The organism is Neobacillus drentensis, from assembly GCF_036966985.1.
GTDB classification, from domain to species: domain Bacteria; phylum Bacillota; class Bacilli; order Bacillales; family Cytobacillaceae; genus Neobacillus; species Neobacillus drentensis_E.
Genome location: NZ_JBALSN010000060.1, coordinates 1 through 9316, shown reverse-complemented (window position 1 = coordinate 9316; position 9316 = coordinate 1). Strand labels below are relative to the sequence as shown.

General features: G+C 38.6%; 7 protein-coding genes. All 7 read left to right on the top strand.

What is annotated here, in order from left to right; translation table 11 throughout:
• Positions 1-82: 82 nt before the first annotated feature.
• Entirely contained in the window at positions 83-1429 is a 1347-nt protein-coding gene (dnaA, locus tag V7659_RS04110) for a chromosomal replication initiator protein DnaA (protein ID WP_098577015.1), read from the top strand.
• A gap of 194 nt (positions 1430-1623) precedes the next feature.
• Complete coding sequence (gene dnaN / locus V7659_RS04105) at positions 1624-2760, top strand: DNA polymerase III subunit beta (RefSeq protein ID WP_335538292.1); 1137 nt, start codon at positions 1624-1626, stop codon at positions 2758-2760.
• 123 nt (positions 2761-2883) lie between these two features.
• Positions 2884-3099: a S4 domain-containing protein YaaA gene (gene yaaA / locus V7659_RS04100; RefSeq protein WP_098577009.1), complete on the top strand. Its 216-nt coding sequence runs from the start codon at positions 2884-2886 to the stop codon at positions 3097-3099.
• 46 nt (positions 3100-3145) lie between these two features.
• Positions 3146-4264, top strand: a complete 1119-nt coding sequence (gene recF / locus V7659_RS04095) for a DNA replication/repair protein RecF (RefSeq protein WP_335538290.1) — start codon at positions 3146-3148, stop codon at positions 4262-4264.
• An 8-nt stretch (positions 4265-4272) separates the two neighbouring features.
• Entirely contained in the window at positions 4273-4521 is a 249-nt protein-coding gene (gene remB, locus V7659_RS04090) for an extracellular matrix regulator RemB (RefSeq protein WP_283876885.1), read from the top strand.
• A 66-nt stretch (positions 4522-4587) separates the two neighbouring features.
• Positions 4588-6513: a DNA topoisomerase (ATP-hydrolyzing) subunit B gene (gyrB, locus tag V7659_RS04085; protein ID WP_335538288.1), complete on the top strand. Its 1926-nt coding sequence runs from the start codon at positions 4588-4590 to the stop codon at positions 6511-6513.
• 26 nt (positions 6514-6539) lie between these two features.
• The gene (gene gyrA, locus V7659_RS04080; protein ID WP_335538287.1) at positions 6540-9056 is read left to right on the top strand and encodes a DNA gyrase subunit A; all 2517 of its coding nucleotides are present in this window, start codon (positions 6540-6542) and stop codon (positions 9054-9056) included.
• Positions 9057-9316: the final 260 nt, after the last annotated feature.

Here is a 9316-nt window from a genome sequence, read left to right as displayed (position 1 = left end):
GTTCAAAAACTTATACTTTCCTATCATTTAAAGAAAAGCGCAATCGTCAATTTAGGACTGCGTACTAAAGGAGGGATATTATTTGGAAAATATTGCGGATCTTTGGCATGCTGCATTGGCTAATATAGAGAAAAAGATTAGCAAACCAAGCTTTGACACCTGGCTTAAGTCCACCAAGGCCCATTCCCTTCAAGGTGATTTGTTGATCATTACGGCGCCAAATGAATTTGCTCGTGATTGGCTGGAAGAACGTTATTCGCAGTTAATCGCTGGAATACTATATGAAATTACTGGCGAAGAGCTTGCTGTTAAATTTATAATTCCGCAAAATCAAAAAGAAGCAGAAAATGATGTCCAATTACCTCCCAAAAAGGTAAAAAAGGACGATGACCATGGGGAATTTCCTCAAGGCATTTTAAATCAAAAGTATACCTTCGATACATTTGTCATTGGCTCAGGCAACCGGTTTGCCCATGCCGCATCGCTCGCCGTAGCTGAAGCACCTGCAAAAGCATACAATCCCCTCTTTATCTATGGAGGTGTGGGATTAGGAAAAACGCACTTAATGCATGCTATTGGCCATTATGTTTTAGATCATAACCCGGCAGCAAAAGTCGTTTATTTATCATCCGAAAAATTTACTAATGAATTTATTAACTCAATTCGAGACAATAAAGCGGAGAATTTCCGCAATAAATATCGAAATGTTGACATTTTACTTATAGATGATATTCAATTCTTAGCTGGAAAAGAATCAACCCAGGAAGAATTTTTTCATACGTTTAATGCACTTCATGAGGAAAGTAAACAAATTATCATCTCAAGCGATCGGCCGCCAAGAGAAATTCCGACATTAGAGGACAGGCTCAGGTCCCGATTTGAATGGGGATTGATAACGGATATTACACCTCCTGATTTAGAAACTAGGATTGCCATCCTTAGGAAAAAGGCAAAGGCAGAAGGTCTGGATATTCCGAACGAAGTCATGCTCTATATTGCTAATCAAATTGATTCGAACATACGTGAGCTTGAGGGTGCGCTAATCCGTGTGGTTGCCTACTCTTCTTTAATCAATAAGGATATCAATGCTGATCTGGCAGCAGAAGCTTTAAAGGACATCATTCCTAGTTCAAAGCCTAAAGTGATCACAATCTTGGATATTCAGAAGACGGTTGGGGAACTCTTTAGTATTAAATTAGAGGACTTCAAAGCAAAAAAACGGACAAAGTCGCTCGCATTTCCTAGACAAATTGCGATGTACTTATCTCGTGAATTAACGGATTATTCTTTGCCGAAAATAGGAGAAGAGTTTGGCGGGCGCGATCATACGACCGTTATTCATGCGCACGAAAAGATTTCTAAACTTCTTCAATCCGATGCTCAGCTGCAAAGACAAATGAAAGAACTTCATGAACTTTTGAAGGTTTAAAACACGACTGAATTATGTGCATAACTTCTTGGTATTTACACACAGTCTGTCCACATGTGGATAGGCTGTGTTTCCGTTGAAATAATGAGTTATCCACATACTAACAGGCCCTACTAGTACTTCTACTCTTTTTTTAAAAAAATATATTATGTTTTTAATAACAAAAATATGCTTAAAACGGAGGATTATATGCGATGAAATTTATCATCCAAAGAGATCGATTAGTTCAGAGTGTTCAAGATGTTATGAAGGCTGTTACATCAAGAACCACCATCCCTATCTTAACGGGGATTAAAATTACAGCGACAGCTGAAGGTGTTACTCTTACAGGAAGTGATTCAGATATTTCGATTGAATCTTTCATTCCCAAAGAGGATGCTGGTGATGAAATTATTGAGGTCAAACAAGCAGGAGCAATTGTACTTCAAGCGAAAGTCTTTAGTGAAATCGTCAAAAAGCTGCCGACTGATTCAGTAGAAATTGAAGTACTAGGCTCTCTTCAAACAGTCATTCGCTCAGGGAAATCTGAATTTAACTTAGTCGGTCTTGATGCAGAAGAATATCCTCACCTGCCACAAATAGAAGAAAATAATAAATTTCATATTGCCACCGATTTATTAAAAGCGATGATCAGACAAACACATTTTGCAGTGTCCACCTCAGAAACACGCCCCATCTTGACAGGTGTAAACTGGCGCGTTGAAAATGGGGAGTTAAACTGTATTGCAACAGATAGCCACCGTCTTGCCCTAAGGAAAGCGAAGATTGAAACTCCTAATAACGAAAATTATAATGTCGTTATTCCAGGGAAAAGTTTAAATGAACTTAGTAAAATTATTGATGATAGTAATGAGCTGATTGATATTGTTATCACTGAAAATCAAATTTTATTTAAAGCAAAGCACTTGTTATTTTTCTCAAGATTGTTGGAAGGAAATTATCCAGATACATCGAGATTGATTCCAAGTGAAAGTAAAACGGATGTGACTGTTAATACAAAGGAATTTTTACATGCAATCGATCGTGCATCCCTGCTAGCAAGAGAAGGAAGAAATAATGTTGTCAAACTTTCGACAATTGAAGGTGGACTAATTGAAATTTCTTCAAACACTCCAGAGGTTGGGAAAGTTGTCGAAGAGATTCAAAGTGAAGCGATTGAGGGAGAAGAATTAAAGATTTCCTTTAGTGCAAAATATATGATGGATGCCTTAAAAGCACTTGAAGGGACAGATATCAGGGTGAGCTTTACTGGCGCTATGCGTCCTTTCGTCATTCGCCCGCTTCATGACGAAACAATTTTACAATTAATCTTACCAGTCCGAACATACTAATTTTATATTCTTAAAACTCCATGCCACCAAATTATGGTGGCTTTCTTTTAGTTTTCTTTGTAACTCTGTCGATTTTTTAGTAAAATAAAGTATTGAGACCATTTTAGAAACGAGGGTGACGATTTGCCTGAAAAAATTAAGCTAGATACAGAATTTATTACCTTAGGTCAATTCTTAAAACTGGCTGATGTAATACAAACTGGCGGCATGGCAAAATGGTTTTTAAGCGAACATGAAATATTTATTAACGGTGAACAAGATCAAAGAAGAGGAAGAAAGCTGCGCTCCGGTGACAAAATCAGGATTCCTGGCTTTGGAGAGTTTGTCATTACCGAGTAAATTACAAAGTAATTTATTGAATAGCCCAGCAAAAGGATGTTTTCCTATGTATATTGAAAAACTAGCGCTCACCAATTATCGGAATTATGAAGAGTTGTTCGTAGAATTTGAAAATAAAGTAAATGTTATTTTGGGTGAAAATGCCCAAGGAAAAACGAATGTGATGGAATCCATTTATGTTTTAGCAATGGCCAAATCACATCGTACTTCCAATGATAAAGAACTTATTCGCTGGGACCAAGATTATGCTAAAATAGAGGGTAGGGTTCAAAAACAACACAGTTCATTACCTTTGCAATTAATTATTTCGAAAAAAGGAAAAAAAGCAAAATCCAACCATATTGAGCAACGGAAATTAAGTCAATATGTAGGGAATATGAATGTGGTTATGTTTGCTCCTGAGGACCTTAACTTAGTAAAAGGCAGTCCGCAAGTCCGCAGGCGTTTTATTGATATGGAAATTGGACAAGTTTCGCCGCTTTATTTACATGATATGAGTCAATATCAAAAAATACTTCAGCAACGCAATCATTATCTAAAAATGCTGCAGATAAAAAAACAGACAGATCAAACGATGCTGGAGATTTTAACGGAACAATTTATCGGGATGGCTGTGAAAATTGTCACAAAAAGGTTTGAATTCCTGCGTCTCCTGCAAAATTGGGCCAAACCTATCCATCAAGGAATATCGAGAGGTCTGGAAACGCTCGAAATTACCTATAAACCGTCTGTAGAGGTATTAGAAGAGCAAGATTTGTCGAAGATGATAGCATGCTTTGAAGAAAAATTCAGCAAGGTTAGAACGAGAGAAATTGAACGAGGAACAAGCCTTTTTGGTCCCCATCGAGATGACCTTATTTTTACCGTGAATGGCAGAGATGTGCAAACCTTTGGTTCACAAGGTCAGCAGCGTACCACAGCGTTATCCTTGAAACTTGCTGAAATTGAATTAATATATGCTGAGATTGGAGAATATCCAATTTTACTTTTAGACGATGTTTTATCGGAATTAGACGATTACCGGCAGTCTCATTTGCTTAACACGATCCAAGGTAAGGTACAGACCTTTGTGACAACCACAAGTGTTGAAGGAATAGATCATCAAACATTAAAGGAGGCCTCAACATTTATCGTTGAAGCCGGAAGGATGAAGAAAGTTAATTGAGGTGAACCATGTATATCCATATCGGGGAAGATATTAATATTAGAGCAAGGGATATTATTTCTATCTTGGATAAAGAGAGTGTTAACAACTCGCAACTCGTTGAAGAATTCCTCAAGTCTCGAAAGGAAAAGGTAATTAATCTATCTAAAAACCCCTTTAAATCAGTCATTGTCACAAATGACAATGTTTACTTATCCCCGATTTCTTCTGGAACTTTAAAGAAACGTTCAAATCAAATGACTATACATGAATTTTGAAGTTTATTACATGTTTTATAATGATTATATAGATATATTTTTGTCAGAAGGTGCAGGTGAACAAGCATGACTTTAGAACAAAAGGCTGTAGAACAAGCATATGGTGCGGAGCAAATACAGGTTCTTGAAGGACTTGAAGCTGTTCGAAAAAGACCAGGGATGTATATTGGTTCAACAAGCGGTAAAGGGCTTCATCATCTTGTTTGGGAAATTGTAGATAATAGTATTGACGAGGCATTGGCAGGATTCTGTGATGAAATCAATGTCATCATTGAGGAAGATAATAGCATTACAGTTAAAGATAATGGCCGTGGGATTCCGGTTGATATTCAAGAAAAGATGGGCAGACCTGCTGTTGAAGTTATTATGACTGTTCTTCATGCAGGTGGTAAATTCGGCGGCGGAGGCTATAAAGTTTCTGGAGGACTACATGGAGTAGGTGCATCCGTAGTTAATGCCTTGTCTACTGAACTTGAGGTTTATGTCCACCGTGATGAAAAAATCCACCGTATTAAATTTGAACGAGGGGCGGTTGTTTCTGAATTAGAGGTAATTGGTACGACTGACCAAACGGGTACGATTACTCATTTCAAACCAGATGGTGAGATTTTCACGGAAACATTGGTCTATGAATATGACATTCTTGCTACTCGTCTTCGTGAACTTGCATTCCTTAACAGGGGAATAAAAATTACGATAGAAGATAAGCGGGTTGAAAATAAACGGAACGAATATCACTATGAAGGCGGTATTAAATCATATGTAGAGCATTTAAACCGTACAAAAGAAGTGATTCATGAAGAACCAATTTACATGGAGGGAGAACGCGATGGAATTAGTGTTGAAGTCGCACTCCAATATAACGAAGGTTATACAGAGAATATTTACTCCTTCGCCAATAATATTCATACGTACGAAGGCGGAACACATGAATCTGGTTTTAAAACGGCATTAACAAGAGTTATCAATGATTATGCGCGAAAAAACAGCTTAATTAAAGACAATGATACGAATCTTTCCGGGGAAGATGTTCGTGAAGGAATTACGGCGATCGTTTCCATTAAACATCCAGATCCACAATTTGAAGGGCAAACCAAGACGAAGTTAGGTAATTCTGAGGTGAGAGCCATCACTGATGCCGTTTTCGCTAGTACCTTTGATAAATTCATGTTGGAAAATCCAGCAGTGGCCAGAAAGATTGTCGAAAAAGGGCTAATGGCTGCGCGTGCAAGGCTTGCGGCAAAGAAGGCTAGGGAACTGACCCGCAGAAAAAGTGCTTTGGAGGTTTCTAGTTTACCTGGAAAATTAGCAGACTGCTCTTCAAAAGATCCTGCTGAAAGTGAAATGTACATCGTTGAGGGTGACTCCGCTGGCGGGTCAGCAAAGCAAGGTCGTGATCGTCACTTCCAAGCGATTCTGCCACTACGCGGGAAAATTCTTAATGTAGAGAAAGCCCGTTTAGATCGAATCCTTTCTAACAATGAGGTCAGAGCGATGATTACTGCGATTGGAACAGGAATCGGTGAAGATTTCGATATTTCCAAAGCACGTTATCATAAAATCGTTATTATGACTGATGCGGATGTTGATGGTGCCCATATTCGGACGCTTCTTTTGACGTTCTTTTACCGTTTTATGAGAAAAATATTAGAAGCAGGTTATGTTTATATTGCCCAGCCGCCTCTATATAAAGTGCAGCAAGGTAAACGAATCGAGTACGCCTATAATGATAAAGAACTTGAAAAAATCTTTGCGGTGCTGCCAGCTGCGCCAAAACCGAATATTCAACGATATAAAGGATTAGGCGAGATGAATCCTGAACAATTATGGGAAACAACGATGGATCCTGCTCGAAGAAGTATGCTTCAGGTCAGCCTTGAAGATGCGATTGAAGCGGATGAAACCTTTGATATGTTAATGGGTGAAAAGGTAGAACCACGTCGTAATTTCATTGAGGCGAATGCCCAATACGTGAAGAATTTAGATATATAAAGCAAAGGTGAAAGGAGGTAACAAATATGGCTGACACACCAAATTCTCAAGTAACAGAGATTAATATCAGTAAGGAAATGAAAGCTTCCTTTCTTGACTATGCAATGAGCGTTATCGTTTCACGGGCTCTTCCAGATGTTCGGGATGGATTGAAACCAGTTCATCGTCGTATTTTATATGCTATGCATGATCTTGGAATGCATTCAGACAAACCCTATAAAAAATCAGCTCGTATTGTTGGGGATGTAATCGGTAAATATCATCCGCATGGTGACTCTGCTGTTTATGAAACAATGGTTCGGATGGCACAGGACTTCAACTACCGTTATATGCTTGTTGATGGACATGGAAACTTCGGTTCTGTCGATGGCGACTCTGCAGCTGCGATGCGTTATACAGAATCAAGAATGTCGAAAATCTCGATGGAGTTATTACGAGATATAAACAAGGATACGATTGATTATCAAGATAACTATGATGGGGAGGAAAGAGAGCCAGTTGTTTTACCAGCTCGGTTCCCTAACCTTTTAGTTAACGGGACAACAGGAATCGCTGTTGGGATGGCAACCAATATCCCGCCACACCAACTTGGAGAAGTGATCGATGGAGTTTTAGCGATTAGTCGTGACCCTGAAATTACTATACAAGAGCTCATGGAAATTATTCCTGGTCCAGACTTTCCTACCGGAGGTATTATCATAGGCCGGAGTGGTATTCGTAAAGCCTATGAAACAGGCAGAGGATCCATTACAGTTCGTGCTAAGGTAGTCATTGAACAAAAAGCAAATGGTAAAGAAGTTATCATTGTTAATGAATTACCATATCAGGTGAATAAAGCGAGATTAGTTGAAAAAATCGCTGAATTAGCCCGTGATAAAAAAATCGAAGGTATTACTGATCTGAGAGATGAATCCGACCGAAATGGTATGCGGATTGTTATTGAGGTTCGTAAAGATGCGAATGCCAACGTCCTTTTAAATAATTTATATAAACATACAGCACTACAAACTAGTTTTGGAATTAACACACTTGCTTTAGTGAATGGACATCCAAAGGTGTTGACTCTTAAGCAATGTTTAGTCCATTACCTGGACCATCAAAATGTGGTAATCCGCCGGAGAACCGAGTTTGAACTGCGTAAAGCAGAAGCACGCGCTCATATCTTAGAGGGTTTAAGGATAGCGTTAGATCACCTGGATGAAGTAATTAATTTAATTCGTAGTTCACAAACGACCGAAATTGCTAGAGAAGGCTTGATGACTACCTTTAACCTTTCTGAAAAGCAAGCTCAAGCGATCCTTGATATGCGCTTACAGCGTTTAACAGGTTTAGAGAGAGAAAAGATTGAAGAAGAATATCAAAACCTTGTGAAGTTGATTGCTGAATTAAAAGCAATATTAGCTGATGATGAAAAAGTCCTTGAAATTATTCGCGAAGAATTGTTGGAAATCAAAGAGCGCTTCAATGACAAACGCCGGACAGAAATTGTTACAGGTGGAATTGAAAATATTGAGGACGAGGATCTAATTCCACAAGAAAATATCGTTATTTCCTTGACTCATAATGGTTATATTAAGAGACTTCCAGTTTCCACTTATCGTGCCCAACGACGCGGCGGCCGTGGAATCCAAGGAATGGGAACAAATGAGGATGATTTTGTTGAACATTTAATAACGACTTCAACACATGATACGATTCTCTTCTTTACGAACAAAGGTAAAGTGTATCGTTCAAAAGGATATGAAATACCTGAATACAGCCGTACGGCTAAAGGAATTCCGATTATTAACCTCCTTGGTATTGAAAAAGGAGAATGGGTCAATGCAATCATTCCAGTGGAGGAGTTTGTAGATGATTGGTTCCTATTCTTTACAACCAAAGAAGGAATCTCAAAACGCTCTCCATTAACTTCGTTTGCCCATATCCGCAATAATGGTTTAATTGCCTTAAGTTTGCGTGAAGGTGATGAATTAATCAGTGTCCGCTTGACGGATGGAAGCAAGGATATTATTATTGGCACCAAAAAGGGTATGCTGATTCGTTTCCCAGAAACTGATGTACGTTCTATGGGAAGAACCGCCACAGGTGTGAAGGGTATTTCTTTAGATAGTGGCGATGAAGTGGTCGGAATGGAAGTTTTAGAGGAGACCAATGATGTCCTTATTGTAACCAAAAACGGCTATGGAAAACGGACGACTGCATCTGAATACCGTATCCAAGGCAGAGGCGGAAAAGGGATCAAAACCTGCCATGTGACCGAAAAAAATGGCGAACTTGTTTCAATGCGTGCGGTTACCGGTGAAGAGGATCTTATGTTGATTACCACTGGCGGTGTGCTTATCCGGATGGATGTTGGTGGTATTTCTAAGATGGGCCGAAACACTCAAGGTGTGAAGCTTATAAGCATGAAGGAAAGTGAAGATGAATTTGTAGCTACGGTGGCTAAGGTAGAAAAAGAAGAGGAAGAAGAAAACCCTGAAACTGATTCTACCGATGCAGCGGAAGAACATTCTGATGTAGTAACTACAGAGGATGAAGAATAAATTTAGCTGGGGGCACACTAGGTGTGTTCCCTTTTTTTATTATTCTCTGGTGGGTAGAGAAAATGTTATCATAATAAAATATTTTAAAGATACTTATAGTAAAAAAAGAATAGAAAAATTGTTGACTTTTATTTTTACAGATGGTATATTTATTAAGTCGCTTACGGGCGGCAGAGAAATTGTTCTTTGAAAACTAAACAAACAAAATCGTGCAAACAAACAATAAATTTTAGTTTCAGAATTGAAACTAAGCCAACGTA